At 72.2% G+C, this 26,019-nt stretch carries 26 protein-coding genes; 10 read left to right on the top strand and 16 right to left on the bottom strand.

The genetic code is table 11. From position 1 onward, the window contains the following. Positions 1-38: 38 nt before the first annotated feature. From KCQ71_RS17020 to KCQ71_RS16995, 6 genes are read right to left on the bottom strand one after another with little or no spacing between them, the layout of a single operon-like run. Positions 39-773 carry an urease accessory protein UreD gene (locus KCQ71_RS17020; RefSeq protein WP_223408057.1) on the bottom strand — a complete coding sequence of 245 codons (735 nt, stop codon included), beginning with the start codon at positions 771-773 and terminating at the stop codon, positions 39-41. Continuing rightward, positions 770-1,540 (bottom strand): urease accessory protein UreG, encoded by a 771-nt coding sequence (ureG, locus tag KCQ71_RS17015; protein ID WP_372454053.1) that lies wholly within the window; start codon positions 1,538-1,540, stop codon positions 770-772. Before ureG ends, KCQ71_RS17020 begins: the two co-directional genes overlap by 4 nt. Continuing rightward, positions 1,533-2,201, bottom strand: coding sequence for an urease accessory protein UreF (locus KCQ71_RS17010; RefSeq protein ID WP_223408055.1), 669 nt, complete (start codon positions 2,199-2,201; stop codon positions 1,533-1,535). The genes ureG and KCQ71_RS17010 overlap by 8 nt, the downstream gene beginning before the upstream one ends. Positions 2,202-2,208: 7 nt before the next feature. Continuing rightward, on the bottom strand, positions 2,209-3,885 hold the full coding sequence (locus tag KCQ71_RS17005; protein ID WP_249423175.1) for an urease subunit alpha: 1,677 nt from the start codon (positions 3,883-3,885) through the stop codon (positions 2,209-2,211). Positions 3,886-3,914: 29 nt separating this feature from the next. After that, entirely contained in the window at positions 3,915-4,400 is a 486-nt protein-coding gene (ureB, locus tag KCQ71_RS17000; protein ID WP_223408051.1) for an urease subunit beta, read from the bottom strand. Next, complete coding sequence (locus KCQ71_RS16995; protein ID WP_223408049.1) at positions 4,397-4,699, bottom strand: urease subunit gamma; 303 nt, start codon at positions 4,697-4,699, stop codon at positions 4,397-4,399. Before KCQ71_RS16995 ends, ureB begins: the two co-directional genes overlap by 4 nt. Positions 4,700-4,984: 285 nt before the next feature. On the opposite strand from KCQ71_RS16995, the gene KCQ71_RS16990 reads away from it, so the two are divergent. Further along, positions 4,985-6,019 (top strand): alpha/beta hydrolase, encoded by a 1,035-nt coding sequence (locus KCQ71_RS16990; protein WP_223408047.1) that lies wholly within the window; start codon positions 4,985-4,987, stop codon positions 6,017-6,019. 76 nt (positions 6,020-6,095) lie between these two features. On the opposite strand, the gene KCQ71_RS16985 is transcribed toward KCQ71_RS16990, so the two are convergent. The 8 genes from KCQ71_RS16985 to KCQ71_RS16950 all read right to left on the bottom strand — a co-directional run bounded on the left by KCQ71_RS16985 (position 6,096) and on the right by KCQ71_RS16950 (position 14,571). Beyond that, positions 6,096-7,409: an NAD(P)/FAD-dependent oxidoreductase gene (locus KCQ71_RS16985; protein WP_223408045.1), complete on the bottom strand. Its 1,314-nt coding sequence runs from the start codon at positions 7,407-7,409 to the stop codon at positions 6,096-6,098. Between the two features lie 128 nt (positions 7,410-7,537). Continuing rightward, entirely contained in the window at positions 7,538-8,707 is a 1,170-nt protein-coding gene (locus tag KCQ71_RS16980) for a PucR family transcriptional regulator (RefSeq protein WP_223408043.1), read from the bottom strand. 9 nt (positions 8,708-8,716) lie between these two features. After that, a complete protein-coding gene (locus KCQ71_RS16975; protein ID WP_223408041.1) occupies positions 8,717-9,541 on the bottom strand; it encodes an ABC transporter ATP-binding protein in 825 nt (274 codons plus the stop codon). Next, a complete protein-coding gene (locus tag KCQ71_RS16970) occupies positions 9,538-10,602 on the bottom strand; it encodes a FecCD family ABC transporter permease (RefSeq protein ID WP_223408039.1) in 1,065 nt (354 codons plus the stop codon). Before KCQ71_RS16970 ends, KCQ71_RS16975 begins: the two co-directional genes overlap by 4 nt. Continuing rightward, positions 10,599-11,648: a FecCD family ABC transporter permease gene (locus tag KCQ71_RS16965; RefSeq protein ID WP_223408037.1), complete on the bottom strand. Its 1,050-nt coding sequence runs from the start codon at positions 11,646-11,648 to the stop codon at positions 10,599-10,601. The genes KCQ71_RS16970 and KCQ71_RS16965 overlap by 4 nt, the downstream gene beginning before the upstream one ends. Then, positions 11,645-12,697 carry an ABC transporter substrate-binding protein gene (locus KCQ71_RS16960; RefSeq protein WP_223408035.1) on the bottom strand — a complete coding sequence of 351 codons (1,053 nt, stop codon included), beginning with the start codon at positions 12,695-12,697 and terminating at the stop codon, positions 11,645-11,647. Before KCQ71_RS16960 ends, KCQ71_RS16965 begins: the two co-directional genes overlap by 4 nt. A gap of 322 nt (positions 12,698-13,019) precedes the next feature. Continuing rightward, the gene (locus KCQ71_RS16955) at positions 13,020-13,856 is read right to left on the bottom strand and encodes a siderophore-interacting protein (protein ID WP_223408032.1); all 837 of its coding nucleotides are present in this window, start codon (positions 13,854-13,856) and stop codon (positions 13,020-13,022) included. A gap of 40 nt (positions 13,857-13,896) precedes the next feature. Further along, positions 13,897-14,571 (bottom strand): IMPACT family protein, encoded by a 675-nt coding sequence (locus KCQ71_RS16950; RefSeq protein WP_223408030.1) that lies wholly within the window; start codon positions 14,569-14,571, stop codon positions 13,897-13,899. Between the two features lie 148 nt (positions 14,572-14,719). Between KCQ71_RS16950 and KCQ71_RS16945 the strand changes: the two genes are divergently transcribed. The 6 genes from KCQ71_RS16945 to KCQ71_RS16920 all read left to right on the top strand — a co-directional run bounded on the left by KCQ71_RS16945 (position 14,720) and on the right by KCQ71_RS16920 (position 21,256). Further along, positions 14,720-15,457 (top strand): sulfite exporter TauE/SafE family protein, encoded by a 738-nt coding sequence (locus KCQ71_RS16945; RefSeq protein ID WP_223408029.1) that lies wholly within the window; start codon positions 14,720-14,722, stop codon positions 15,455-15,457. Between the two features lie 274 nt (positions 15,458-15,731). Beyond that, positions 15,732-16,694: a carbohydrate ABC transporter permease gene (locus KCQ71_RS16940; RefSeq protein WP_223408027.1), complete on the top strand. Its 963-nt coding sequence runs from the start codon at positions 15,732-15,734 to the stop codon at positions 16,692-16,694. Beyond that, positions 16,691-17,626 (top strand): carbohydrate ABC transporter permease, encoded by a 936-nt coding sequence (locus KCQ71_RS16935; RefSeq protein ID WP_223408025.1) that lies wholly within the window; start codon positions 16,691-16,693, stop codon positions 17,624-17,626. The genes KCQ71_RS16940 and KCQ71_RS16935 overlap by 4 nt, the downstream gene beginning before the upstream one ends. Positions 17,627-17,681: 55 nt before the next feature. Next, positions 17,682-19,088, top strand: coding sequence for an extracellular solute-binding protein (locus KCQ71_RS16930; protein WP_223408023.1), 1,407 nt, complete (start codon positions 17,682-17,684; stop codon positions 19,086-19,088). Next, a complete protein-coding gene (locus KCQ71_RS16925) occupies positions 19,085-19,813 on the top strand; it encodes a glycerophosphodiester phosphodiesterase (protein ID WP_223408022.1) in 729 nt (242 codons plus the stop codon). Before KCQ71_RS16930 ends, KCQ71_RS16925 begins: the two co-directional genes overlap by 4 nt. A gap of 135 nt (positions 19,814-19,948) precedes the next feature. After that, a complete protein-coding gene (locus KCQ71_RS16920) occupies positions 19,949-21,256 on the top strand; it encodes an alkaline phosphatase family protein (RefSeq protein WP_223408020.1) in 1,308 nt (435 codons plus the stop codon). A gap of 31 nt (positions 21,257-21,287) precedes the next feature. On the opposite strand, the gene KCQ71_RS16915 is transcribed toward KCQ71_RS16920, so the two are convergent. Beyond that, positions 21,288-21,773, bottom strand: a complete 486-nt coding sequence (locus KCQ71_RS16915) for a GNAT family N-acetyltransferase (RefSeq protein WP_223408018.1) — start codon at positions 21,771-21,773, stop codon at positions 21,288-21,290. Between KCQ71_RS16915 and KCQ71_RS16910 the strand changes: the two genes are divergently transcribed. From KCQ71_RS16910 to KCQ71_RS16900, 3 genes are all read left to right on the top strand, one after another. Next, positions 21,772-23,106, top strand: a complete 1,335-nt coding sequence (locus KCQ71_RS16910) for a sensor histidine kinase (protein WP_223408016.1) — start codon at positions 21,772-21,774, stop codon at positions 23,104-23,106. The genes KCQ71_RS16915 and KCQ71_RS16910 overlap by 2 nt on opposite strands. After that, positions 23,103-23,774 (top strand): response regulator transcription factor, encoded by a 672-nt coding sequence (locus KCQ71_RS16905; RefSeq protein WP_223408014.1) that lies wholly within the window; start codon positions 23,103-23,105, stop codon positions 23,772-23,774. Before KCQ71_RS16910 ends, KCQ71_RS16905 begins: the two co-directional genes overlap by 4 nt. 74 nt (positions 23,775-23,848) lie before the next feature. Next, positions 23,849-24,583: a DUF2306 domain-containing protein gene (locus KCQ71_RS16900; RefSeq protein WP_223408012.1), complete on the top strand. Its 735-nt coding sequence runs from the start codon at positions 23,849-23,851 to the stop codon at positions 24,581-24,583. On the opposite strand, the gene KCQ71_RS16895 is transcribed toward KCQ71_RS16900, so the two are convergent. Next, positions 24,534-25,865, bottom strand: coding sequence for an MFS transporter (locus KCQ71_RS16895; RefSeq protein WP_223408010.1), 1,332 nt, complete (start codon positions 25,863-25,865; stop codon positions 24,534-24,536). The two genes, KCQ71_RS16900 and KCQ71_RS16895, sit on opposite strands and share 50 nt — an antisense overlap. Positions 25,866-26,019 lie beyond the last annotated feature (154 nt).

The raw sequence follows: 26,019 nt of genomic DNA, 5'->3' as shown, positions 1-26,019 counted from the left end.
ACCTCGCAGCCTGCGAGGTTGGCGGAAGTCCTGGTGAGTCAGAGTTCCACGGCGGTGCGCCAGCGCTGCCAGGTGGCGGCGAGAGCATCCTCGGCCAGGTGAGCCTCGCTCGCGATCGCCCGCACCAGTGCGCCGGGGCCGGCGAGCGTGGTCGTATGCCGATCCGTGACCTCATCGGGCGTCAGCCCCAGCACTGCCAGGGTGGCGAGCACGCGCGCTTCGCCGAGCACACCGGGGGCCGTGCGCAGCCCGTGGTCACCGCCGTGCAGGTCCAGGTCCTCGACGAGGAGCGGGGTGCCGTCGTAACTCGCGCGCAGGGCCGCGCGCAGCGCTCCGCCGACCTCGCCGCTGCGTCCGAACACCAGCACCTCCCGCAGCAGTGCCCGCGCACCCAGGGCCAGGTCGAGGTCGGTGTGCCGGTGCACGTGCGCGCCCTGCGCCAGCACGAACGGCGCCGCTGCCCAGGTGAGGCGGGCGCCGTCGGCCAACCGGACCTGGGCGCTCCAGTGCGCGTCGCCACCGCGGGCGTTGTAGGCCACGGTCCCGGAGGGCTCGACCAGCACCAGGTGGGCGCCGGGGCCGACGTCGATGTCGATCCGCAGGTCGTCGCCGGCCAGCAGCATCGCGCACGCTCCGATCAGCGCGACCTCCGCCCGGCGGCCCCGCACGCCGAGCAGCCGGGGCCGGAGGAACTGGCTGGCATCGAGCCGGCCGATGCGTGCCCTCCCGTCAGCGACGTCGACGGCGATCCGCGCCGGTGCCGGTCGGCTCACCCGTGCACGTGCTCATGTTCGTCATGGGCGTGTGTGTGCTCGTCCTCGGCGTGGAAGTGCGGGGCCATCGGGCCGGGATCACGGGCGACGTGGCCGCCCTGCCGGTACTCGGCCACCACCGCCTCCACCCACGCGCAGAGCCGGTCCACCGAGGCGGGATCGTGGTGGCTGAGTGCCAGCACGGGCAGGCCGTCCCGCACGGCGCCGGCATCGCTGACCATCTGCTCCACATCGACCTCGACGTACGGGGCGAGATCGGTCTTGTTGATGATCAGCAGATCAGCCCGCTCGATGCCCGGGCCGCCCTTTCGAGCCACGTCCCCGCCGCCGGCGACGTCCAGGCAGAAGATCTGGGCATCCACGAGCGCGGGGCTGAACGTGGCGGTCAGGTTGTCCCCGCCACTCTCCACGATGACCAGGTCCAGCGGTGCGAACTCCCGTTCCAGGTCCTCGACGGCGATCAGGTTCGGCGTCACGTCGTCCCGGATGGCCGTGTGTGGGCAGGCCCCGGTCTCCACCGCCCGGATCCGCTCGACGGGCAGCACCCCGGCCGCGCGGAGCAGGCGGGCGTCCTCGTCGGTGTAGATGTCGTTGGTGACCACGGCGATCTGCAGCCGGCCGGACAACTGCCGGCACAGCGTGGCGATCAGCGTGCTCTTGCCGGTGCCGACCGGGCCGGCCACGCCGAGCCGCAGGGGCCGGGTGTCCCGGGCCCGGCCGTGCGGGGTGTGCTCCGGGGACTCATGGGTGTGGGTGTGCTCAGGCAACGAAAATCCTCCTGGTTCGTCCATGGTGCTCGAGTGACCACTGTTCGATCAGTGGCGCGGTGACGGCGGGGAGATCGTCCGGGCAGGTGACCCTGATCGCCCTGGTGATGATGTCGGTCATGGTGGGCTCGGCCCGCAACAGCCACCGGGTCGCCTCGGTGGGGTCCACCGGCAGCAGCTTGAGGGCCGCGGCCGCCACCGTCTGCGCGTCGTCGTACAGGCTGGCGCGGGCCACCTGCACTTCGTCCATCCCGACGGCGGCCGCCACCACACCGAGCACAACCGGGCGCAGTGGGGCCAGACCCAGGCCGCCGAGCGCCCGTACCGCCGGGTTCTCCGGCCAGAGGCGCTCCGCCAGCCGGACCAGACCCCGGCCCAACAGGCCGGACGCGTGGCGCTGCGGGGCGCTCGGGGTCCGCGCCGTGAGCGCCTCCTGCACGGCACCGAGGCGGTCCGGGTCGGTCCGAGCCGACCGCAGCGCCAGGACCGCGGCGGCGGCCTCGACCAGGCCCACCGTGCGCAGCCGGGTGGTGATGTAGTCGGGCACCTGGGCGGCGGTCAGTCCCGCGGCCAGGGCCGGTTCCAGGCCACCGGAATGCGCGTGCCCGCCGGTCGGCAACCGTGCGTCGGCGAGCAGCAGGACTCCCAGCTCAGCGGTCATCGCGCGCTCAGAACATCAGGTAGCGCTGCGCGAGCGGCACCACGTCCACCGGGTTCGGCCGGACCAGGTCACCGTCGATCGTGATCGCGAACGTCTCCGGGTCCACCTCCAGCGCCGGCAGTGCCTGGTTGTTGGGCATGTCCGCCTTCGTCACGTCGCGGGTGGGGCGCACCGCCGTCAGGCGACGGCGCAGGCCCAGGCGGTCGGCGAGGCCGTCCTCGATCGCCGCCGGTGACACGAAGCTGGTGGCCAGGTGCGGCGCCGAACCGGGCGCACCGGGCAGGGTGGGTCGCAGGAACACCGGTTGCGGCATCGGGACCGCCCCGTTGGGGTCACCGAGCGGGGCGGAGACGATGGCACCGCCCTTGATCACCGCCGACGGCCGGATGCCGAAGAAGGCCGGGTCCCACAACACCAGGTCGGCCAGCTTGCCGGCCTCGATCGACCCGACCTCGTGATCGATGCCGTGCGCCACGGCCGGGCAGATCGTGTACTTCGCGACGTACCGGCGGGCGCGCTCGTTGTCGGCCGGTAGGGACGAGCTCAACGGACCCCGCTGCGCCTTCATCACGTGCGCCACCTGCCAGGTACGGCACACCAGTTCGCCGATGCGGCCCATGGCCTGGGCATCCGAGGACGTGATCGAGATGGCACCCATGTCCTGCAGGATGTCCTCGGCCGCCATCGTGGTCCCGCGGATCCGCGACTCGGCGAATGCCAGGTCCTCAGGCACTCGGGGGTTCAGGTGGTGGACCACCATCAGCATGTCCAGGTGCTCCGCGACCGTGTTGACGGTGTGCGGCAACGTCGGATTCGTCGAGGCCGGCAGCACGTTCGGCTCACTCGCCACCACGATGATGTCGGGAGCGTGCCCGCCGCCTGCGCCCTCGGAGTGGAACACGTGGATCCCGCGCCCCGCGATGGCGTCCATCGTGTGCTGGACGTAGCCGGTCTCGTTCAGGCTGTCGGCGTGCAACGCCACCTGCAGTCCGAACTCGTCGGCAGCACGCAGGGCAGCATCGATCGCGGCCGGGGTGGCACCCCAGTCCTCGTGGACCTTGTAGCCGCCGGCCCCGGCCAGCGCTTCCTGCCGGAGCGCCTCCGCGCTCACGGTGCTGCCCTTGCCGAACAGGATGACGTTCAGCGGGATGTGGTCGAGCGCGCGGTGCATCATCGCCAGGGACCAGGCGCCCGGGGTGACGGTGGTGGCCTTGGACCCCTCGGTCGGTCCCGTGCCGCCCCCCATCACCGTGGTGGTGCCGGTTGCGAGCGCCTCGAGCATCTCGATCTCGCTGAGGAAGTGCACGTGGGTGTCGATGGCGCCCGCGGTCAGGATCTTGCCCTCGCCCGCGATCACGTCGGTGCTCGGGCCGATCTGCAGGTCCGGGTGCACGCCGTCCATCACGTCCGGGTTGCCGGACTTGCCGACGGCGACGATGCGACCGTCTCTGACGCCGACGTCCGCGCGCACGATGCCCCAGTGGTCCAGCACCACGACGTTCGTGATGACGAGGTCGAGGGCGCCCTGGTCGCGGGTGGTGGTGCCCTGCCCCATCGACTCGCGGATGGTCTTCCCACCACCGAAGGTCGACTCGTCGCCGCCACCACTGAGATCCTGCTCGATCTCCAGCCAGAGGTCGGTGTCGCCGAGGCGCACCTGGTCCCCCACGGACGGTCCGTACATCTGGACGTACTCACGGCGGTCGACCCGGCTCACGGTGTCTCCTGCTCGGGTGTCGGCTCGTGTTCCACCGCTCCAGGTGGTGCCGTTGACCGGTCGGCCGGTTCGCCGCTGACCCGGGCGCGCACCGCCCCCGCCCGGTGTGGATCCTCGACGTGCGTGCCGGGTGTGCCGAACGGCACCACCCGCTTGGGTTCGCGCCGGTGGGTGGGCAGATCACTGTCGATGCCACGTACTTGCAGGCCGGGGACGTGGCCCCGGCCCCCGAGTGCGACGATGTCGACGGTTCGGCTCACGCCGGGTTCCAGCCGCACCGACGTCCCCGCCGGGATGTCCAGGCGGAAGCCCTGCGTGAGCTCCCGGTCGAAACTCAGCGCGGGGTTCGCATCGGGTAGGTGCAGGTGCGAGCCGATCTGGATCGGCCGGCCGCCGTCATTGACCACGACCATGGAACGGCGGGCTCGTCCGGCGTTGCACTCGACCGGCGCGCCCCCGATGCGGACCTCCCCGGGGATCATTGGATCGGCTCCGTGATCGTGACCAGCTTGCGCCCGTCCGGAAAGGTGGCCTCGACCTGGACGTCGGAGATCATCTCGGCGACCCCCTCCATGACCTCGTCCCGGCTGAGTACGTGCCGGCCGTCGTTCATGAGGTCGGCCACCATTGCGCCCTCGCGGGCCCGCTCGAGGACCCAGCAAGACAGCAGCGCCACCGACTCGGGGTAGTTCAGACGGACGCCACGCTCCCGGCGGTCCCGGGCGATCATGCCCGCGACGCTCAGCAGCAGCTTCTCCGTGTCGGAGGGGGTTAGATACACAGCGTCACCTCTCCTTCGAAGTTCGCCCCGAACCTAACACTGGCGCCGATCACACGCACCCGGGCCGTCAGGCGACCGTAGCGCGAGTCCGACCACCCGGCGCACGCCGAGTTCGGGGGTGCTGGTGAGCACCAGCCCCGCCGCGTGCCCGGAGACCGTCGAGTAGGTGGTGGACCTCGATGCCGGGGGTGCGTGGCGTGACAACCACGAACGTCGAGCGACTTCCGGCCGGCGTCGGCCTGGGCCTGACGGTGCCGCCAACGCGGCATCTGCCAGGATGTGGCGATGGCCGAGACGGGCGAGCGCCAGGAGCAACAACGACCTGTTCGTCGCCGCTGGTGGCGATGGCCGGTGCGGGTGCTGGCGGCCCTGCTCGCACTCGTGCTGGCGGTGTTCCTCTGGTTCCAGGTGAGCCCTTGGCCGGGTGCGATGCTGATCCGGCACTCCGGAAGCGACGGGCTGGACGGCGCCGAGCTGATCGCGGACTACCTGCCGGAGGACGTGGAGCAGCACCTCGACGTCGTCTACGACGCTTCCAGCCCGGACGGCAGGCTCGACGTGCTCTACCCGTCCGGCACCACCGAACCGTTGCCGACGGTGGTCTGGGTCCATGGTGGCGCGTTCGTCGCGGGCACGAAGGACGCGCTGGTCGGCTACCTCTCGGTGCTGGCCTCACACGGCTACACGGTGGTGAGCATCGAGTACACGAAGGCGCCGGAGGCGACCTACCCGCGTCCGGTCGAGCAGGTCAACCTCGCGCTGGAGTACCTGGTCGCCAACGCCGAGGAACTCCATGTGGACCCCGACCAGTTCGTCCTGGCCGGCGACTCGGCCGGGGCGCACATCGCCGCGCAGTCGGCATTGGCGATCTCCGATCCCTCCTACGCAGCCGAGGCCGGCCTGCCCGCCGTGATCGGCGCCGACCAGCTGCGCGGCACGATCCTGTGCAGCGGGGCGTTCGACCCGAGCCTGGTGGATACCTCGAACCCGACCTGGGGCTTCCTGCTGCGCACGGTCCTGTGGGCGTACTCGGGGACGAAGGACTTCGAGAACTCACCGGTGTTCGACTTCGCGGCGCTGCCCCGGCACGTCGGTGCCACCTATCCGCCAACGTTCCTGACCACTGGACCCTATGACCCGCTGCTCTCGCACACCGAGGCCATGGCGGGGCCCTCGAGGACGCGGGCGGCGACGTCGATCTGCTCCTGTTCGACTCGACCACGACGGAGGAGGCGATCGGGCACGAGTACCAGCTCGATCTCAACACTCCCGAGGCACGCACCGCGATGGAGCACATGGTCGCGCTGCTGCGGGACGTGACGCAGACACCGCAGCCGCACGAGGGTGTCAGCGACGGCTGGTGATCACCACCGGCGCCGCGCCCTGAGCCGAGCGCTCAGGCCGGCAGTCCCGCCGTGGTCGTCGCCCCGCTCTGTGGCGCGCGGCGGCTACCGCCCCGGCGAAGCGGGTCGAAGTGCGCCATGACGGCCGGGGTCGGTTCGCCCGTCATCTGGTCGGCGAGCAGCCGCCCGGTCAACGGGCCGAGGGCGATGCCCCACATCCCGTGCCCGCCGGCGACGTGCACCCGCGGGGACCGGGTGCCACCGACCAGCGGCAGCCCGTCGGCGGTGCACGGGCGTGAGCCGACCCATTCCTCCTCGCGCACGTCCCAGTCGATGCCGGTGAGCATCGGCCGGGCGGCGTCGATGATCGCCCTGATCCGGCGGTCATCGCGCGGCGCGTCCGGCCTGCGGAACTCCATCATCCCGGCCACCCGGAACCGGTCCTGCAAGGGCGTACAGGCCACGCGCTGGGTGGGCAGGTACACCGGGTTCTCCGGCAGCCGGTCGGGCCGCACCGTGAAGCTGTACCCACGGCCGGCCTGGACGATGGTCCGCACCCCGAACCGGCGGGCCAGGGCGTTCAGCCGGGCACCGGAGGCGAGGACGACGGCGTCGGCCGACTGGGTGGCGCCGTTGCGGTCGAGTACTTCGACGCCCGTGCGCCCGTGGTCGAGGATCTCGTCGACCTCGAACCCGGAGATGATCGCGCCGCCGCGGGCGCGGACCGCGTCGGCGAGCGAGTTCACGAACCGGGGCGGGTCGATGAACCGCTGCCCCTCGATGGTGATCGCGGCGCGGACACCCTCGCCGAGGACCGGCTCGACGGCGCGGGCCTGGTCCCCGGTCAGGAACGCGTGGTCGACCGGGGCGCCGTGCTCGCCGGCGTAGCGGAACTCCTCGGCGAGGACCTGGCGGTCCGCCTCGTTGGCGAAAGCAGCAAGGAACGGCTCGGCGGTGCGGACCGGCTCGGCCACACCGCCGTCGGACAGTTCGTCGTAGGCGCCCAGGGCGAGCTTGTTCAGCTCGGCGAACACGGCCATCGACGACTCCCACCGCTGCTTGGTGCAGTGCGCGGCGAACGTGACGAGGAACTGCAGCAGCCGGGGGTCGGCCGACGGCGGCACGTACACCGGGGAAGCCGGGTCGAAGACGGCGCGAATCCCATACCTGAGGACGGCCGGCTCCGGGAGCGGGAGGGTCAGCGCGGGGGCGAGCCAGCCGGCGTTGCCCCACGAGGAGTCCGCGGCCACGCCGGCCCGGTCGAGAACGGTCACACCGATGCCGTGCCTCTGAAGGTGCCAGGCCGTCGACAGCCCGACGGCGCCAGCTCCGATGACGATCACGTGCTCGGGGTGCCTGCTGGTCACGGTCACCGACCTCCTCGACTGGGCTGTGGCTTTCCACACTGCCTGGTACCGCGGCAACCCGGACTGGCCGATCGGCCAGGGTTCCCGGCCGGCGGCGGTGCGATCGGACAGGTCGCCGCGCGCGCCGCTCAGTCCTGGGACGCCGGCCGCAGGGCCGTCAGCGCGAACTGGAGCATGAGCACCAGCCGCGCGTCGGGATCGGCCACGTCCACGTCGCAGCTGTCCGCGGCGCGCCGGAGCCGGTTCCGCAACGTGTTCGGGTGCACGTGCAGCTCGGCCGCGGCCACGGCGACGTCCCCGCCATGGTCGAGGAACGCTCGCACCGTGGGCACCAGCTCGCTCCCGTTCGCCTCGTCGTACCCGACCAGCCTCGCCAGCGGCGTGACCCCGTCCAGGTCGTCGAGCAGCCCTTCGGTTCGCAGCGCGACGAGGTCGGCGAGCGCGTCGCTCGTGGTCGCCACCGCGCCGGGCCGGCGCCGGCGGCGCAGCACGCGCAGGATCCGGACGGCGTCGGCGTGGGAACTGTGCGCCTGGCCGGGGGAGGGAGCCTCGCGCCCGACGGCGATGATCACGTGGTCGCGGACCCGCGCCGTGCTCGTGAACGCGCGCAGGACCCGGGTCGCGGTCTCCTCGCCGGCGGCGAGGACCGCGCACACGGTCGCATCCAGCTCCGCGGTCAGGGCGCGAACGCCGCGGGCGTCGAGGTGGATCGCCAGCGCACCGGCGAGCCCGGTGGGCACCTCCGGGCCGTCGACGGGCGCCGCCAGGGCAACCGTGATCTGGCCGGTCAGGCCGAGCTCGGTGGCGATGTCGAAGCCCTCCGGGCCGCCGTCGAGGATGGTGCGCGCCTGCCGGCTCCGCAGCCGCCGGTGCCGGTCCGCCCGCGCCCGGTGGGCGACGATCAGGCGGGCCACCCCCGGCGCGGCGGCCAGCAGGGTCTCCTCCTCGGGGGGGGCGAGCCGGCCGGATCGGGCGGCCCAGATCGAGCCGATGAGGGCGCCGTCACCGGTGCGCACGGCCACCACGGCCCGCGTGACGCTGCCGGCGCCGAGGTCCGCGTAGACGACGCCGGGCTCGCGCCGGAGCCGGTCGAAGACCCCCGCCTCGGCGAGCATCGTGCGGTATCGGCCGGGCACCTGACGGCCGAGGATCGTGTCGATCCGGACGTCGTCGACCGTCTGGGCGTCGGCGGAGTAGGCGAGCACCGTGGAGTGCTCGTCCTCGATGGTCACGGGTGCGTCGATCGACCCGGCCAGCGACTCGGCGACCTCGAACAGGTCTTCTCCGAGGGCGTCCATTCCGTGACTCTAGGGCAACCCGCTCGGTTCCAGCGTCCCCGCATGGTGCCGCCCGATCGGGAGCATCAGCGGCTTGCCGGAGACCGGGTCCGGGATGACCCTGGACTCCAGACCGAACACCGTACGCACGGTCTCGTCGGTGAGCACCGCACCCGGTTCCCCGACGGCGTGCACCTGCCCCTCGGCCATGGCGATCAGGTGGTCGGAGTACCGGGCGGCCAGGTTGAGGTCGTGCAGGACCATGACGATGGTGGTGCCGCGGTCGGCGTTCAGGTCGGTGAGCAGGTCGAGCACCTCGATCTGGTGGCTCACGTCGAGGAACGTGGTCGGCTCGTCCAGGAGCAGCACGTCGGTCTGCTGCGCCAGGGCCATCGCGATCCAGACCCGCTGGCGCTGACCACCGGAGAGCTCGTCCACGGCGCGGTCGGCGAGGTCCGCCGTCGCCGTGGCGTCCAGGGCGGCCGCGACCGCGGCGTCGTCGGCGGCGGACCAGCGCGAGAGCAGTCCCTGGTGCGGGTGCCGGCCGCGGCCGACCAGGTCCGCCACCGTGATGCCCTCCGGGGCGATCGGCGCCTGCGGCAGCAGGCCGAGGGTGCGCGCGAGCTCCTTCGCCGGCATCTTGTGCACATGGCGCCCGTCGAGCAGCACCTGCCCGCCGCGCGGGGCGAGCAGGCGGGACATCGCGCGCAGCAGGGTGGACTTGCCGCACGCGTTCGCGCCGACGATCGCGGTGATCGCGCCCGGTGGGACGAGCAGGTCCAGCGAGGTCAGCACAGTGCGGTCGCCGTAGCCGGCCGTCAGGGCCTCGACGGTCAGCGAATGGTCCGTGGTCACAGGGAGCCTCCCACGCGGTTGGTGCGGATGATCAGGTAGATCAGGTACGGCGCCCCGAGCACGCCGGTGATCACGCCGACCGGGAACCGGGTGCCGAACGCGAACTGGCCGGCCAGGTCGGCCACGAGCACCAGCAGCGCGCCGACGCACGCCGACGGCACCAGCAGCGAACCGCCCGGGCCGACCAGCCGGGCCGCGATCGGACCCGAGAGGAAGGCGACGAACGCGATCGGCCCGGCGGCCGCCGTCGCGAAGGAGATGAGCAGCACGGCGGCGACGATCAGTACCAGCCGGGTGCGCTCCGGGCGGGCGCCGAGCGCCGCGGCCGTGTCCTCGCCCAGCTGCAGCGCGGAGAGGTTGCGCGACTGTGCGAGCAGGACCGGCACGAGCACCGCGGCGGCGATCAGCACGGTGACCGTCTCCGGCCACGTCGTGCCGTTCAGGCTGCCGGTGAGCCAGCGCGTCGCCTCCTGCAGGTCCCACTGCGCGGCCTGGGAGAGCACGTAGGCGGTGACGCTGTCCAGCATCGCGGAGATCCCGATGCCGATCAGGATCAGCCTCGTCCCGGCCACCCCGTCCTTGAACGCGAGCACGTACACGATCAGTGCGACGGCCAGGCCGGCGACGATCGCGAACACGGACACCCCGGTGCTACCGAGGGAGAGCATCACGATCGCGAACGCCGCGGCCGCGCTCGCGCCGGAGGAGATCCCGATGATGTCCGGGCTGGCCAGCGGGTTGCGCAGCATCGTCTGGAACGTGACGCCGGAGAGGCCGAAGCAGGCGCCCGCGGCGACGGCGAGCACCGCGCGCGGCAGCCGCAGGGTGCCGACCGTGAACGAGGCGCCCGGTACGTCCTGCCCGAGGATCACCGCGATCACGTCCGCGGGCGGGTAGAAGGTCCGCCCGACCATCAGGGTCACCGCGAAGACCACGGCGACCGCCACCGCGAGCACCACGATGATGGTCCGACGGCGGGACGTGCGTCGCGTACGGCCGCTGCGGACCGCGACCAGGGTGTCGAGCGTCGACGGCGGCGGTCGGTGCGTCTGCGTCGTCATAGTTCGCGCACCTTCTGGCGGCGCACGATCGCGATGAAGAACGGCGCCCCGATCAGGGCGGTCACGATCCCGACGGCGACCTCGCTCGGCCGGGCCGCGATGCGGCCGACGATGTCCGCGGCGGTCAGCAGGGCGGCGCCGGTGACGGCGGAGAACGGGAGCAGCCAGCGGTGGTCCACGCCGACCAGCAGGCGGCACGCGTGCGGCACGACCAAGCCGACGAACCCGATCGGCCCGGTCACCGCCGTCGCCGCCCCACACAGCACCACGGCACCGAGCGAGGACGCCCCGCGCGCGACGGCGACCCGTTCACCGAGCCCGGCGGCCAGGTCGTCCCCGAGCGCGAGGGAGTTCAGGCCGCGGGCGCACAGCAGGCAGATCGCGAACCCGCCGATCAGGAACGGCGCGACCTGCCCGATGGAGGCGAACGTGGCCCCGCCGACGCCGCCGATCTGCCAGGACAGGGCACTGTCGGAGATGTCGCCGCGGATGAGCCGGATCCCGCTGATGAACGAGGCGAGCGCCGCTGCCGTCGCGGCGCCGGCGAGGGCGAGTTTGAGCGGGGTGGCGCCGCCGCGGCCGAGCGAGCCGATCACGTAGACGGCGACGGCGGTGATCGCCGCACCGGTGATGGCCACCCAGATGTAGCTGGTCGCCGCGGTGAGCCCGAAGTACCCGATGCCGACCACCACGGCGAGCGAGGCGCCCATGTTGATGCCGAGGATGCCCGGATCGGCGAGCGGGTTGCGCGTGACCCCCTGCATCACCGCACCGGAGACTCCCAGGGCCGCGCCGGTGATGACGGCGAGCAGGGTGCGCGGGATCCGCTTGGCCACCGAACCCTGACCGAAACCGTCGGTGCCACCACCGAGGGCCGCGATCACGTCGGCGAGGTCGACGTCCCGGGAGCCGATCAGGATCGAGGCCACCATCAGGGCCGCGAGCACGGCGAGGACCGCCAGCAGCCACAGACCGCGGGCGCGCCGCGGGCGCCGCCGCCGAACTTCGGCGACGGCGCCCGGAGCGTCGGTGGTGGTCGTGTTCACTGCGAGGCGTCGGCCGCCTCACCCAACAGGGCCAGGTAGTCGTCGAGGATCCAGGAGATGGACAGCGGGGTCGGGTTCGCGGCGGTACCCAGCGGGCTGGTGCCCGGGAGGTTCACGATCGCCCCGTTCTCGACGGCGGGCATCTGGGACAGCAGCGGGTCCGCCTCGAGGGCGGTGACGAGCTCGTCGCCGCCGTAGGTGACGATGATGTCGACGTCGTTGAACGCGTCGGCCTGCTCGGCGCTCTGGGTGAGGGCGAACTGGTCGGTCTCGGCGGACGCCGTCGCGATCGACTCCGGCGTGCTCAGGCCGAGATCCTCGAAGAACAGGGCCCGGGTGTCATGGGTGGTGTAGAAGCTGACCTCGCTGAGGTCGGTGGTGTCCACGTGGGTCAGGAACATCGCCGACCGCCCCTCGAGCTGCGGGTAGGCCGCCGCGGCCTCGGCGATCTCGGCCTCGAGGGAGGCGACGAGCTCCTCGCCCTCCGCGGCCATGCCCATCGCGGTCGCGTTCACCTCGATGATCTCGCGCCACGGGGTCGCCCACGGGGCCTCGGGGTAGGGCACCACCGGCGCGATCACGCTGAGGGTGTCGTAGTCCTCCTGGGTCAGACCCGAGTAGGCGGCCAGGATGACGTCCGGGGCGGTGTCGCCGACAGCCTCGAAGTCGATGCCGTCGGTCTCGTCGAACAGCACCGGAGGCTCGCCGCCGAGCTCTTCCAGCTTCTCCTCGACCCACGGCAGCAGGCCGTCACCGTCGTCATCGCCGAAGTTCGCAGCGGCCATGCCGACCGGGACCACGCCGAGGGCCAGCGGCACCTCGTGGTTGGCCCAGTTCACCGTGGCGACCCGCTCCGGCTGGGACTCGATCACGGTGGTGCCGAGCGCGTGCTCGATGGTGATCGGGTACTCGGCGCCCGCGTCGGCCGTGGTGGCGGCATCGTCGGCGCCGTCGGAACTGTCGGCGCCAGTGGCGGTGGAGCCGCACGCGGCGAGGGTCAGGGCGGCCGCCGCGGCAACGGCCACGGCCAGGGGTCGATAGGAACGCACGGGAAACGGACTCCACTCTCGGTGTGGGGATGCAGCAGGGGGGCGCGCAGACAAGCCCCGGGCGGCCGGAGAGGTCCCCGCTCGCTAAGGTATGGCGACCCTAACACTGGCGACCGGCCGCCGACAATGTCGGAGGGCTGGCACACGGCTCGGGCCTCCTCGCAGGCCTCCTCGCGGGCCGCCTGCTGGAGCGGCCTCAGGTACCGCGAGTCAGTCGCGGCGCCATCGAATCAGCCGGTTGGAAACGACTGATTCGAGGGCTGGTCGACTGAGTCGAGTGCTGGCTGGTTCCTCGCCAACTTCCTCGACCTGGGTGCGGGCCTCAGTGCCGCCGGGGCGCCTTCCAATATCCCGAGAACGTGACGTCGTCCTTTCCGACGCCGCCCCGGACCAGATGCCGGCGCAGCGCGACGGGCAGCGCCTGCTCGCCCGCCACCCACGCGTAGGTGTCCGCGGCCGGGGTCGGCAGTGCCTGCGCCGCGGCGAGCACCGTGCGGCCCGGGGTGTCGTGGACGTCGGCCCGGACCACCCAGGTGACGGCGACGCCGTCGGGCCCGTCGAGCACTTGCTGGTCGCCCTCGGCGGGGATCTCGATCAGAGCCCGGCCGGTGGTCGCCCGGGGTAGGGAGGCGAGGATCCCGGCGACGGCGGGCAGCGCCGTCTCGTCCCCGACGAGCAGCACCCGCTCCGGCTCCGGCTCGGCGCGGAAGGCGATGCCCTCGTCGAGGATGGCCACCACGTCGCCCGGCGCGCAGGTCTGCGCCCACGAGGCGGCCGGCCCGGCCGTGCCTGCCGCGGGGCTGCCGTGCAGCACGAAGTCGATGTCGAGTTCCGGACCCAGCGGGCCGTCGGGCCGGTAGGCGCGCACCGTGTAGTTGCGCAGCACCGGCCGCTCGGTCTTGGCGTGGGTCAGGTACTTCAGGTAGCTGAGCGTGTCCAGCTTGCTCGGCACCCAGCCCAGCGACTCGGGGTCCGTGATCGGGATGAACAGCCGGAACCACTGGTCGTAGCCCATCGGGACGAACCGCTCGATGTCGCGCCCGCCGAGGCTCACGCGGGCGAAGCTCGGCGAGATCCGCTCGGCACGCAGCACCTCGAGGGTGACGAGCGTCGTGGTCTCGGGCTTCGACCGCACCGCCGTCATGTTCGTGCGAACCACCGTGGACTCCTGATCGATCGGGACTGAGGCGAGCCTTACCTTACATGCGCTCGCTCGGACCCGTCGTCTCGACGTCCACCCACTCGTGGCCGAGCGGCACCACCTCGCCCGCGCCGGCGGTGGCCGCCGCCACGAGCGACTCCAACTCGCCGCCGTCCCCGGCCAGGCGCAGCACGGCCCGCTCGGCGTACGTCGTGTCCAGGACCACCACGCCGGCATGACGGCGCAGCTCGGCCTCCACCCGGCCGGCGTCGGCGTGCGGCAACGCGACCGAGAACAGGTCCCGGCGCTCGCGGGCCACCAGCAGAGCGTCCGCCGCAGCGGCGTCGACGGCGGCCAGGACCGCATCGGAGTACGCCCGCACCAGGCCTCCCGCCCCCAGCAGAACGCCCCCGAAGTACCGGGTCACCACCGCGACGCAGTCGATCAGGCCACGCCCGGTCAGGGCCTCGAGCATCGGTGCACCGGCCGTGCCGGACGGCTCGCCGTCGTCGTTCGAACGGCGAACCTGCCCCGGCTCACCCGAACCGCCGAGCACGAACGCCGAGCAATGGTGCCGGGCACTGTGGTGCTCCTTGCGAGCCTGCTCGACGGCGGCCCTCGCCTCCTCCTCGTCGCTCACCCTGACGAGTCGGCACAGGAAGCGTGAGCGCTTGACCTCGGTCTCGGCGTCCACGCGCGCGCCGGGCCCGCCGCGAAGGGTCAGATCGGTCATCGGCCCATCCTCCCGCAGCCGCCTCGTGCGCAGGCCCGTCCGCCGTCCAGGTGCTGCCTGCGGGCGAGATAGGGTCGCCGGACGTGAGCGCGGCAGCGGAGGTCAGCACCATCCCCAGCACACCCGAGGAGTCCCAGGGGGCCCGCCCGTGATCGTCGCGTTGGCGCTGCTCGCCGTGGTGGCGGGGGCCGCCCTGCAGCGGATCACCGGCCTGGGCTTCGCCCTGGTCTCGGCGCCGTTCCTGGTCCTGCTGCTCGGACCGTTCGACGGCGTCGTGGTCGCCAACGCGGGTGGCGCGCTGTCGTCGCTGCTCCTGCTGGTGCGGTTGCGCGACATGATCGACTGGCACCGGTTCCGCTACCTCACGGCAGGTGCACTCGTGGGCACGATCCCCGGGGCGTGGGTGGCGCTGACCGTCGCCGACCGCGTCCTGGACATCGGCATCGGCCTTGCCGTGGTGCTCGGGATGTCCGCGTCGTTCCTGGCCGCCCGGCTCGGCACCATGTCCGGCCGGGCGCCGATGCTGGCCTTCGGCGGCGCCTCCGGCTTCATGAACGTCACCGCCGGGGTGGGCGGACCTGCGCTCAGCGTGTACGGCGTGGCCTCGCGCTGGTCGCAGCTGTCCTTCGCCGCCACCCTGCAACCCGTCTTCCTCGTGATGGGTCTGGTCTCCCTCGCGGTCAAGGGCGTCGGCGCGCCCGAGGCCTTCGCGGCGCTCGGCTGGTCGGTCTGGTTGGGCGTGGCGGTCGCCGTGCTGCTCGGACTCGCGGTCGGGACGGTCCTCGCGCGGCGGGTGGGCCCTGCGAAGGCCCGGGTGGTCGTGATCGTGATGGCGTACGCAGGCGGCGCGGCGACCCTGCTGCGAGGCCTGCTCGCCGGGGCCTGAGCCCGGCGCCCGAGCCACCGAGGGTGCTCAGCCAAAACCTCCCGGTTGCGGCATCTGCAACGGTGCGCGCTGTGCGCCACGTCACAAGGCGGCCTGGTCGGGGTGGCTGACCTGCGGGTTCGTCGGCTCGTTCACCGGTGTTCACCGGGGCGTCGACTACGGACGCGCTGGTATTCACCCTCGGCTCGTACCTTTCCCAACGGCCCGCGGAACACGTTCCGGGCCCTCAGGAGGTACCGGTGCTCCATTCAACCCAGTGTCTCGGCAGGCGTCCGTGAGCGCGCTGACCAAGGCGCCGATCGCCGTCGGGAAGTCGAAGGCGGCGAAGCCGCCGCAGCGACCCGTGACGCCCGAGCGTCGCCGCTCGAACCGGCGCGAGGCCATCCTCTTCCTGGTCCTGATCCTGCCGAACATCGCGGCGATCGTCGTGTTCTCGTACTACCCGACGGCCTACAACTTCATCCTCAGCTTCATGGACTGGGACCTCGTGGCCCCGTTCCCGGAGTGGGTCGGCCTGGAGAACTACCAGCGCATGTTCGCCAGCCCTCGGTTCGTCGAGGTGCTCGCCAACACGCTCCTGTTCACCCTGGTGGCGGTCGGCGGGACCCTCGTACTCGGACTCGGCGTCGGGCAGTTGCTCGCCCAGCGGCTGAAGTTCTCCGGGTTCGCCCGCACCATGGCGTTCGCCCCGCACATGCTGCCCGGCGCGGCCGTGGGGGTGCTGTGGCTGTTCATGTTCGACCCGACCTACGGCCTGAGCCGGTGGCTCTTCAACATGATCGGCCTGGACTCACCGAGCTGGACCACCACGTCCGACTGGTCGCTGTGGGCGGTGATCATCGCGTACTCGTGGCAGCGTCTCGGCTTCGTCACGATCATCTACTACACGGCCATCCAGGACCTGCCGCAGGACGTCTACGAGGCCGCCGAGCTCGACGGCGCGCGCGGGTCGAAGCTGTTCTGGTACATCACCCGGCCGCTGCTCTCGCCGGTGACGTTCTTCCTGTCCGTCACCGGGATCATCAGCGCCGCGCAGGCGTTCGACATCATCGCCACGCTCACCGACGGGGGGCCCGGCTCCTCCTCCACGACCCTGAACTGGATGGTCTACGAGGAGGCGTTCAAGAAGTTCGACGTCGGGACCTCGGCGGCGGCGGCCACGGTGCTGTTCCTGATCCTGCTCGTCGTCACCCTCATCCAGGCCCGTGCGCAGGGCAGGCAGGTGCACTACTCATGAGCCTCGACGTCAAGCCGCCCATCACCGCGCCGGTGGCCACTTCGAACCCGGTGGAGCCGACCGATGCGGTCGTGAACGACGCCCCACGCGCGCCGAACCGCAAGGTGGTCCACAACCCGGTGCTGCGGGTGCTGCAGTACCTCGCCCTCGCGCTCGTGGTCGCGGTGTTCGTGCTGCCGCTGTACTGGCTGTTCAGTTCGGCGCTGAAGGCCGAGAACGAGATCTACTCCTACCCGCTGCAGTGGATCCCGACGATGCTCGAGCCGGAGAACTTCGCCGAGGCGTGGCGCTCGGCCCCGTTCGACCGGTTCTTCATCAACTCGATCATCACGACGTTCTTCGGCACCACGCTGGAGATCGGGCTCGCGATTCTGTCCGCCTACGCGTTCGCGTTCGTGCGGTTCCGGTTCAAGACGCCGCTGTTCCTGGTGATGATCGGCTCGCTGATGCTGCCCGGGCACGTCACGTTGCTGGTCAACTACATCACCGTCGGCCACCTCGGCTGGCTGAACAGCTACGCCGGCCTGATCCTGCCCGGCATCGGCAGCGCGTTCGCGATGTTCCTCATCTACCAGCAGATGCGGGTGGTGCCGACGGAGATCGTCGACGCCGCGAAGATCGACGGCGCCGCGCACCTGCGGCGGATGTGGTCGGTGGTGCTGCCGATGTGCCGCCCGATGATCCTCACCGGAACCCTGATCGTGATGTTCGGCAAGTGGAACGACTTCGTCTGGCCGTTGATCGTGACGTCCACGGCGGACATGCGGACGCTGCCGATCGGGCTGATGTTCCTGCGCAGCCAGGAGGGCTACTCGAACTGGGGCTCGATCATGGCGGGCACCGTGATGGTCGCCCTGCCGATGCTCCTCGTCTTCTTCTTCGCCCAGAAGCGCATCATCGGCGGCATCGCCGCCGGCGCGCTCAAGGGCTGAGTTCCGCACCCGCACCACCAGACCTCAATCCCCAAGCAACCCACAGGAGATCCGCATGTCCTCGTCCCGTCTGGACACCTCGCTGATGCTGAACCGTCGAACCCTGCTGACGGCGTTCGGCGCCTCCGCGGCGGGCCTCGGCCTGGCCGCCTGCGGCGCCCCTGGTGGCGGCGCCGCGGCGGACGACGGTGAGGCAGGCTCCAACCTGCGTCCCGAGTTCTCCCAGGCACCGGTCACGGAGATCCCGTCGCAGTACGCCGACCGCACCAACATCCTGTTCTGGGCGCCGTTCACCGGCGTGAACTTCGAAGCCCTGCAGGAGTTGTTCACCGCATTCAACGACTCCCAGGAGGAGATCTACGCGGCGCTGGAGTCGCAGGGCAGCTACGCGGACCTGAACACCAAGTTCACCGCGGCCCTGCAGGCCCGTCAGGTGCCGGACATCGTCTGCTTCCCCGAGATGCAGTGGATCCAGTTCTACTTCTCGGACGCTCTCGCCCCGCTCGACGACTACTTCGACGACGAGTGGTCCCTGGACGTGTACCTCCAGAACTACGTCAACGAGGGCGTCGCGGCCGGCAAGACCTACGTGGTGCCGTTCGCCCGCTCGACGCCGCTGTTCTACTACAACAAGACCCAGTACCAGGCGGTCGGCCTGCCCGAGGAGGGCCCCACCCGCTGGTCCGACCTGGCCGAGTTCGCACCCGCGCTCAAGAGCGTGAGCGTCGCGGGACAGCCGCTGATGCCGTTCGCGTTCGGCGCCGGTGACAACTGGTACGGCCAGGCGCACACCTGGGCCTGGGGCGGTCAGCTCTCCGACGAGCTCACGGTGACCGTGACCGACGGCCCGATGCAGGAGTGGCTGGAGTGGAAGGCGAAGTTCATCCACGACGACGGCTTCGGCTACATGGCCCAGTCCGCGATGACCGACTTCACCACGGGCCTGTCCGCAGGCACGCACGGCTCCACCGCCTCCCTGCGCGGAGCCACCGAGTCCGCCGAGTTCGAGATCGGCACCGCGTTCATGCTCGGCGGCATCGAGGACGAGACGAAGGTGCCCACCGGCGGCTCCGGCCTGTCCATCGTGAAGGCGGAGTCCCAGGAGCGTCAGGACGCCTGCGCCGTGCTGTTCCGGTTCCTCGCCCAGCCGGAGAACGCCGCCTTCTGGCACGCCGGCACCGGCTACCTGCCGATCGTCACCGAGTCCCTCGAGACCGCGACGGTCACGGACCTCGTGGCGGAGAACCCGAACTTCGGCGTGGCCCTGGCGCAGCTGCCGAACGCCCAGACCGCGGACGAGCCCACCTGGTACCAGGCCGGCGCCACCGAGTTCGGTACGGCCATGGCGCAGGTCTACGGTGACAACGCGGATGTCGCAGGCGTCCTCGAGGGTCTGCAGGCCGCCTTCGAGGAGGTCATCGAGGACAACCGCGAAGACCTTGAGGAGGTCAAGGGTTCATGACTGCCGGCTCGATCCCACGGATCGTCGGGCACCGGGGCGCGTGCGCCCTGGCGCCGGAGAACACGCTCACCTCGTTCGCCCGTGGCGTCGCCGACGGCGCGGACCAGATCGAGCTGGACGTGCACCTGACCGCGGACGGGCGCGTGGTGGTCCACCACGACCCGACCGTCGACCGCACCGCCGTGGGATCGGGCCGCACCACCGGCGCGATCGCCGAGCTCACCTGGGCCGAGCTCCAGGAGGTCGAGCTCGCCGGGAGCGAGCGGATCCCGACCATCGAGGCCGCGCTCGACGCGATCGACGTGCCGGTCCTGATCGAGATCAAGGCGCTCGAGGCCGCCGGCCCGGTCGCCCGCCTGGTGGCCGAGGGCGGGTACGTGGAGAAGTCGATCTTCATCAGCTTCAAGCCCGAGGCACTCGCCGAGGTGCTCCGGGTCGACCCCGGTTACCGCACCGGCCTCATCGCGAGCGAGACCACCGACGTCCAGCGCACCGCCCTGGCGGAGCTGGGCTGCGGGAACTACTCGCTGCGCTACTCCGGGCTGACCCGGGACGAGGTGGCGCACTGGCAGGCGCAGGGCCTCACCGTGACCGGCTGGCCAACGCTGGTCGACGCCGACGTGGCCGCCGGCCTGGCCGCCGGCGCCGACTTCATGACGGCGGACGACCCGGCCTGGGCACGCCGCACCGCCGAGGCGGCGGTCGCGGCGCAACAGACCGGCTGAGCCGGGAGGCCGCGCGGGCGAACCGAACCCGCCCGACGGCGCCCGCACAGCCCGCGCCCGACGGCGTCCGCACGCCCCCGCCCGACGGCACCCCCGCCGTCGCCGGCTTGACGAACCTTCATGGAAGGCACACCCATGGCACGCAACCGCCTGCTGGTCATCTCCGTCGACGCGATGGTGGGGGAGGACCTCGAGTACGCGCGCACCCTGCCCACGTTCTCCCGGCTGATCGAGCGGTCCGCGATCGCTGAGATCGAGTCCGTGTTCCCGACCGTCACCTACCCGAACCACACGGCGCAGACGACCGGGTGCCCGCCGGCGACGTCCGGGATCTTCAACAACCTGACCTTCGACCCGTACGCCACGGTCCCGGCCTGGTTCTGGGAGTCCCGGCACATCCGGGTGCCCACCCTGTTCGCCGTCGCGAAGGCGGCCGGCCTGCGCACCGCGGCCGTGCAGTGGCCGGTGACCGCGCACGATCCGAACATCGACGTACTCGTGCCCGAGGTGTGGCAGATCGAGCAGTGGGGCGGCATCGAGGAGCTGTACCGGGGCACCGCGTCGCCCGGAGCGTGGGAGACCTATGTGGCCCCGCACGTGCACAAGGTCGTCTGGTCCCCGAGGCGGGACTTCAACGACTTCGCCTCCGGCGTCGCCCAGGACATCCTGCGCGTGGAACGCCCGGACGTGATGTTCCTGCACCTGGTCGCCGTCGACGCCGCCCGGCACGCCACCGGGCCACACAGCCCGCAGGTGGACGCGGCCCTTCGCCGTATCGACGCGATCCTCGGCGAGATCGTCGCGACCATGGAGGAGGTCGGCACGTTCGAGTCCACGAACATCGTCCTGGTCAGCGACCACGGGCACCTCGCCACCACCCAGCACACGAACCTCAACGCCCTGTTCGCCGAACGGGGGCTGCTGCGCCTGGATGACGCCGGAGCGCTCGTCGACTACGACGTGTACTGCCACGGGGCCGGGTTGTCCGCACAGCTCTTCCTCGCCGAGGACCTGGACGACGCCCGGCGCGCGCAGGTCGAGGCGGTGCTCGCCGAGATCGTCGAGGAACCCGCCTACCGGATCGAGGAGATCATCTCGGCGGCGGCCGCCCGGGAGTGCTTCGGGCTGGACGGCCCGTTCTCCTACGTGGTGATCTCCGAGCCGGGGGTGCTGGTGGCGCCGCACCTGGACCGCGCGGTCATCGCCGTGCCGGGCGACGCGGACTTCATCGGCTACGTCGGCAACCACGGGCACGACCCCAAGCACGGCGGGCAGCCCGTGTTCATCGCGTCCGGCCCGGACTTCACACCGGGCGTGCACGCGGGACGGCGCTCCATCCTGGACGAGGCACCCACGTTCGCGGCCGTGCTCGGCCTCGACCTGCCCACCGCCGAGGGCACCGTCATCGCCGAGGTGCTCGCCGCGGAACTCGCCGAGCGCTAGCCGCGGGGCGCCGGCGGGTCGGAGCGGCGGCTCAGCCGGGCAGGTGGCGGGCCATGAGCACGTCGTCCACCTCGGCACCCTCGAGCAGGAACTCCCCGCGCAGCACGCCCTCCTCCACGAACGAGCAACGGGTGTACAGCCGGCGTGCGGCGGGGTTGGTGGAGAGCACCCGCAGGCTCACCTTCCGCACGCCGCGCCGGCCGAGCTCGGCGACCGCCGCCTCCACCAGGGCGGTGCCGATCCCGCGCCCGGCGTGGGCCGGGTCCACGGCGAGCCCGTTGATCTCGAGCACGTGGGCGTGGGAGTCGATGCCGAAGACGTTGTGCCACTGGACGTATCCGGCCACCCGGTCCTCGGCCGTGACGGCCACGAGCACATCGGTTGTGGGCAGGTCCGTGAACGCCGAACGCGGCCCCTCGGGCGCCGGTACCGGAGAGTTCGCGGGAGACCAGGTCGCCTCATCGATGGCCACGATGGCGGCGTCGTCGGCCGGGGTGGCGGTGCGGATCGAGATCATGGCTCCCATCGTGGCGCATGGCCGGTTCAGGTCCCGGGGCGGGTGGCTCGTCCCGTTCGCCCGGGGGCGGACCGGCGGCGGTACCGTCGTGGCCATGACCTCGATGGAGCGGGCCCGCCCCGAGGCGCAGCCGGCCCCGGCCCGCGAGGTGGGACCAGCCCGCCGGCTGGTGCCGGCACTGGCCGTGGCATTCGCGCTGCTCGCCGTGATCGCGGACGCCGGCGACTGGCGCAACGGACTCTTCCTGCTGATCCCGGTCGTGGCGTTCGGGGCCTGGTACCGCTCGGCCCTGCCGATCCCGGTGCTGGCCGCCCTGGTCATCGTCGGCGTGACGGGCGCGCTCTGGGGTGGGGATTTCGAGCCGGGCCTGTTCCTGCTCGCCCTGCTCGCGCTGGTGAGTGTGGCCTGGTGCGAGCACCGCCCGACGGCGTGGGCGCTCGCCGTGATGTCGGTCGCCGCAGTCCTGGGACTGGCGCTGGGGCGGCCGGAGGCCGAGGTCGCGTGGGCGCCGTGGGTCGTCGGCATCTCGTTCCCGGCGGTCCTCGGTTGGGTGGTACGCCGCCAGGAGCAGACCACCGCCCAGTTGACCCGGGCCCGGCGTGAGCTCGCCGAACGGGCCGTGCAGGACGAGCGACGCCGGATCGCCCGGGATCTGCACGACCTGGTCGGCCACGGGCTGGCGGCCGTGCTGTTGCAGGTCACCAGCGCTCGGCACGTGCTGCGCCGCGACATCGACTCCGCCGACGAGGCCCTGGCCACTGCCGAGCAGGTCGGCCGGGCGAGCATGCAGGATCTGCGAGCGACCATGGACCTGCTCCGCGCCGACGGCGAACCATCCGGGAACGCCCCGCTGCCGGGCCTGGCGCAACTGCCCGCGCTCGTGGCCGGCTACGCCGAGCGCGGGCTGGATGTGGAGCTGGAGCGCAGCCCGGGCGGGACCGGCGTACCCGGCGGGACCGGCGTACCCGGTACGCCCGGTGCGCCCGGGGCGCCCGACGGGACCGGCGGACCAGCCGCCACCGGCGCTGCCGAACCGGGCTCCGCCGTCGGGCTCACGCTCTACCGGATCGCGCAGGAGGCGCTCGCCAACGCGGCCACCCACGCGCCCGACGCGCGCACCCGGGTGCGTACCGCCGTCGGGCCGGGCTCCCTCACGTTGGAGGTTGTCACCGAGGGGCCGCTCCGACCCGTCCCGTCGCGGCCGGTGCACGGCCACTACGGCCTGCTCGGGATGCGCGAGCGGGCCGAGGTGATCGGTGCGGAGTTCCACGCCGGCCCCACGCCGGCGGGGTGGACGGTGCGGTGCGACGTGCCGATCGACGGTGCGCCGTGATCCGGGTCGTCCTCGCCGACGACCAGGCGATCGTGCGCGCCGGGATCGCCCGCATCCTCGCCCCGGCGGACGGGTTCGAGGTGGTCGCCGAGTGTGCCGACGGCACCGAGGTCGCGGCCGCGGTTGCCCGGTCCCGGCCCGACGTGGTGGTGATGGACGTGCGGATGCCGCGCCGGGACGGGCTCGCCGCGACGCGGGAGGTGCGGGCGCTGCCACAGCCGCCGCCGGTGCTGATCCTGACCACGTTCGACGAGGACGAGGTGCTCTGGAGCGCCCTCGAGGCGGGCGCCGCCGGGTTCCTGCTCAAGGACGCCGGCGCCACCGACCTGATCCACGCCGTCCGGGCCGTGGCCGGCGGCGCGGCCTGGTTCGACCCGGCGGTCAGCCCCCGGGTGCTGGCCGCGTATCGGCGCTCCGTGGTGCCGGACCAGCGGCAGCGCCGGCGCCTCGAGGAGCTCACCGAGCGGGAGGCCGAGGTGCTGCGGTGGATGGCCCGGGGCGCCACGAACGCCGAGATCGCCGCGGGCCTGCACGTCAGCGACGGCACGGTGAAATCCCACGTCGGGGCCGTGTTCGGCAAGCTCGGCGTGCGGGACCGGGCCGCCGCCATCGTGTACGCGTTCGACCACGGCGTCGTCAGTCCGGGGGAGGGCCCGCCCGCGGCCTAGGACCACGGTGGCAGGGCGGGTTCTGGACCGGGGGCCGATGTGGCGGCCGTGCCGTGCGGCGCAGGATCGCGGGTATGACCGACCAGCTCACCCGGCCCGTGAACCCCGACCGGCGCGACGCGATCGTCGCCGCCATGTCCAAGCCGCCGGCCGCGGGGAAGAACCGCTACCGGGTGGTGGTGGTGACGTTCCTGTCCCTCGGTGTGGTCGCCTACGCGGCGGTCATCTACGGGGGCTTCGACGTGTCCACCTCGATGGTCGACACCCGGGACGAGCTGTCCTGGCACTACCCGGTGCTGTGGACGCACATCGCCACCGGCGCCATCGCGCTCACGCTCGGGCCGCTGCAGTTCGTGCGGCGGATCCGACGGGTGCCGCGTGTGCACCGCTACATCGGGCGGGTGTATCTGTTCGCGGGGGTGGTCCCGTCCTCGATCGTCGGGATCGTGGTGGCGCTGCTGACCACGTCCGGTCCGGTGGCCGCGGCCGGCCTCGTGGTGGGGGACGTGCTCTGGATCTCGACGGCGGCCCTCGCCTATCGGCATGCGCGCGCCGGCCGCTATCGGCAGCACGGCCAGTGGATGATCCGCAACTTCGCGGTGACGTTCGCCGCGGTCACCTTCCGGGCCTGGCTCGGCCTGACGATCGTCGGGCAGTTGCCGATCCTGGAGTCGGTGTACGGCGGGGACTTCGACGCCCTGTTCGACGTCGCCTACGCCATGACGTGCTGGCTCGCGTTCATCCCGAACCTGTTGTTCGTCAACCTCTTCCTGCGGCGTCGGCGCGCCGCTGCGCACCCACGGCGATGAGCGCGATCACGAGCCCACCGACGGCCAGCACGGACCCGGCCCACGCGGGCGCCAGGTAGCCGAGGCCGGCCGCGAGGACCAGGCCACCGACCCACGCGCCCACGGCGTTGCCGATGTTCAGCGCGGAGTGGTGCAGGGCGGCGGCCAGCGACGGTGCGTCCGGGGAGGAGTCCAGCAGCCGGGTCTGCAACGAGGGACCGAGGAACTGCGAGATCGTGGCGATCGCGAACAGCCCGATGATCCCGACGACGGCCCAGTGCGCGGTGAGCGCGAAGCCGGCGAGCAGCACGGCCATCCCGGCCAGGCCCGCGATCGCGGTGCCCATCACCGACCGGTCGGCCAGGCGCCCGGCGATCATGGTGCCGACGGTCATCCCGGTGCCGAACACGGCGAGGATCAGGGGCACGGCGCCGATCGACAGGCCCAGGACCTCCGGCACGATCTCGCCGATGTAGCTGTACACGGCGAACATGCCGCCGAACCCGACGGCCGCGATGCCGAGGGTGAACCAGACCTGTGCGTGCCGGAACGCGCGCAACTCCCCGCGGGCGCTCGCGCGCTGGCCGGCCGGGCGTGGCAACGCCGGCACGAACCGCCAGATCGCGGCCACGGCTGCGAGCGCCACGATGACGACCACCGCATAGGCCGAGCGCCAGCCCGCCCACTGGCCGAGCGCCGTCGAGAGGGGCACGCCGATCATGGTCGCGATGGTGAGCCCGAGCATCACCTGCGACACCGCCCGCGCTCGCCGTCCGGCCGGGGCGAGCGTCGCCGCGATCAGCGAGGCGACGCCGAAGTACGCCCCATGGGGCAGACCGGCCACGAACCGGGACACCGCCATCGAGCCGAACTCCGGCGCGAGCGCGGAGAACGCGTTGCCGAGGGCGATCGCTACGGCGAGCAGGACCAGGAGCTGCTTGCGCTCGAGCCGGGCCGCGACCACGACGATCAGCGGCGCGCCGATCACGACGCCGAGCGCGTAGGCGGAGATGAGCTGGCCGGCGGCCGGCACCGAGACGCCGAGGGTCGTCGCCATCTGCGGCAGCAGACCCATGGTGGCGAACTCGGTGGTGCCGATCGCGAAGCCGCCGATCGCCATCGCGATGATCGCGGCCCGCAGCCGCCGGGGCGGGAGGGGCGACGGCGTGGGCCGGGCTGGTGCGTGTGCGTCGGCCCCGGTCAGGTACGGCGAGCCGGACGACGGCGTGGGCGCGGGTCGCGCGGGCGGGTTCGGCCCGGCGTGGGGCACGGCGGTCACGACGGCGTCGGTCCGGCTGGTCATCGGGCGCTCCTGGGGCTGGTGGGGAGGTGCTGCCGACGCTGGGAGCCGTGGGGTCGAAACGATTCTAGTGGGCGGGTCGCCGATATGGGGCCGGTGTGCGCAGACTCACCCGGCGGCGCTGTCCACAGGTCGATGCCGACCGGGCGCGGCAACC

Origin of the sequence: Occultella gossypii (assembly GCF_019947135.1) — a bacterium.
Taxonomy (GTDB): domain Bacteria; phylum Actinomycetota; class Actinomycetes; order Actinomycetales; family Beutenbergiaceae; genus Occultella; species Occultella gossypii.
The sequence above is the reverse complement of the archived record's forward strand: the minus strand, read 5'-3'. Positions and strand labels throughout refer to the sequence as shown.

Coding starts and splice junctions, on each gene's coding strand:
- KCQ71_RS16920 (WP_223408020.1), top strand. CDS start 19,949: ATGGCACGCAACCGCCTGCTGGTCATCTCCGTCGACGCGATGGTGGGG.
- KCQ71_RS17005 (WP_249423175.1), bottom strand. CDS start 3,885: ATGTACGGACCGTCCGTGGGGGACCAGGTGCGCCTCGGCGACACCGAC.
- KCQ71_RS16990 (WP_223408047.1), top strand. CDS start 4,985: ATGGCCGAGACGGGCGAGCGCCAGGAGCAACAACGACCTGTTCGTCGC.
- ureB (WP_223408051.1), bottom strand. CDS start 4,400: ATGATCCCCGGGGAGGTCCGCATCGGGGGCGCGCCGGTCGAGTGCAAC.
- KCQ71_RS17010 (WP_223408055.1), bottom strand. CDS start 2,201: ATGACCGCTGAGCTGGGAGTCCTGCTGCTCGCCGACGCACGGTTGCCG.
- KCQ71_RS16910 (WP_223408016.1), top strand. CDS start 21,772: ATGGCTCCCATCGTGGCGCATGGCCGGTTCAGGTCCCGGGGCGGGTGG.
- KCQ71_RS16980 (WP_223408043.1), bottom strand. CDS start 8,707: ATGGACGCCCTCGGAGAAGACCTGTTCGAGGTCGCCGAGTCGCTGGCC.
- KCQ71_RS16895 (WP_223408010.1), bottom strand. CDS start 25,865: ATGACCAGCCGGACCGACGCCGTCGTGACCGCCGTGCCCCACGCCGGG.
- KCQ71_RS16930 (WP_223408023.1), top strand. CDS start 17,682: ATGTCCTCGTCCCGTCTGGACACCTCGCTGATGCTGAACCGTCGAACC.
- KCQ71_RS16950 (WP_223408030.1), bottom strand. CDS start 14,571: ATGACCGATCTGACCCTTCGCGGCGGGCCCGGCGCGCGCGTGGACGCC.
- KCQ71_RS16970 (WP_223408039.1), bottom strand. CDS start 10,602: ATGACGACGCAGACGCACCGACCGCCGCCGTCGACGCTCGACACCCTG.
- KCQ71_RS16900 (WP_223408012.1), top strand. CDS start 23,849: ATGACCGACCAGCTCACCCGGCCCGTGAACCCCGACCGGCGCGACGCG.
- KCQ71_RS16915 (WP_223408018.1), bottom strand. CDS start 21,773: ATGATCTCGATCCGCACCGCCACCCCGGCCGACGACGCCGCCATCGTG.
- KCQ71_RS16935 (WP_223408025.1), top strand. CDS start 16,691: ATGAGCCTCGACGTCAAGCCGCCCATCACCGCGCCGGTGGCCACTTCG.
- KCQ71_RS16925 (WP_223408022.1), top strand. CDS start 19,085: ATGACTGCCGGCTCGATCCCACGGATCGTCGGGCACCGGGGCGCGTGC.